This is a genomic window from Streptomyces sp. WM6386 (assembly GCF_000972385.1).
Classification (GTDB): domain Bacteria; phylum Actinomycetota; class Actinomycetes; order Streptomycetales; family Streptomycetaceae; genus Streptomyces.
The window spans coordinates 1-1,008 of the sequence record NZ_JXTE01000225.1; the positions used below are offsets into that span (position 1 = coordinate 1).

Annotated in this window: 1 pseudogene; it reads right to left on the reverse strand. The window is 67.4% G+C overall.

The annotated features are described in order from the left end of the window. A pseudogene (locus tag TN53_RS40895) lies at positions 1-246 on the reverse strand (oxidoreductase); the annotation flags it as partial. Between the last annotated feature and the right edge of the window lie 762 nt (positions 247-1,008).

The following is a 1,008-nucleotide window of genomic DNA, read 5'->3' on the forward strand; positions in this document are numbered from 1 at the left end:
ATGCCACACTGTGAGCCGGTCCATGCCGATGCGGCGGTCCAGCCACGGCAGCCGGGCCACGAGAAGCAGTTGCAGCAGCATCAGCAGGGCCGCGTGCAGTCCGAAGAACTTGGCGACCGTGAGCACCTCGTTCTTGCCCGACCCGGCGCTGACGAACAGAGCCTCGACGATCACCACATTGACGATGACGAACGTCCACATCGCCCAGCGTGCCGCGTCCACCGGAAGCACGGTGCCTGTTCGCACCGTATGACTCTCCGCCACCATGGTTGCCCCCTCACTCCCCCGTGGCCGCAGCAACGCGTGCGACCTGTGTGCACAAACCCCATGAAGACCGAGGAATTTGGCTGGATACGCACCCCGATCGCGTAAGAATACGGCCGGTGGGCCGGTTCCGTTCATACCGGAACCTTCCTGTCTGACCGCCAATCGGCGCATTCGACGGTTCGTTCCTTCAGGCGGTGCTCCGGCTTTCCCTGGACCTCCGATTCACCGCACGTCAGCGCGCCGTCCGGGAAACCGATCGGCGGTGACGGGCAGGCCTGGCGATGTCTGCCCCCGACGAGCTGTGCGCCGTACCCGAGTTGAGGTCGGCGGAGCGGGTGCCCGCGGGCTGGAGATCTGCCCGCGGGCGAAGGTCGGGGACAAGTTCACGCACCCGGGGCCCCTGCAGCCAGGAGTGCATCGCCCCGGCAACCTCGGACAGGATCTGGGTGTTGCCCAAGGCCATGTGGATCTCGCCGGCCCCGCAGTCATTCACTGAGCGTCCCTCGGCCTCCAACCGCGCGGCCACATAGCGTCAGCCCGGTGAGCGACGTCAGCTCGGCCGCAAGCCCATGGCCCGCGTGATCAGCCACTGCCTGCGAGGCGCGCCGCGTACCTGCCCATGGGATCGTTCGACACTTTGCCGGGAAGCCGCTCGGGCATACGGTCGAGTCGTCCAGTCCGGCGCGCCGTCGCGCTCTACTGCCTCCGGTCGGTGACACGGCAGCCCGCGACGAGCAGTAC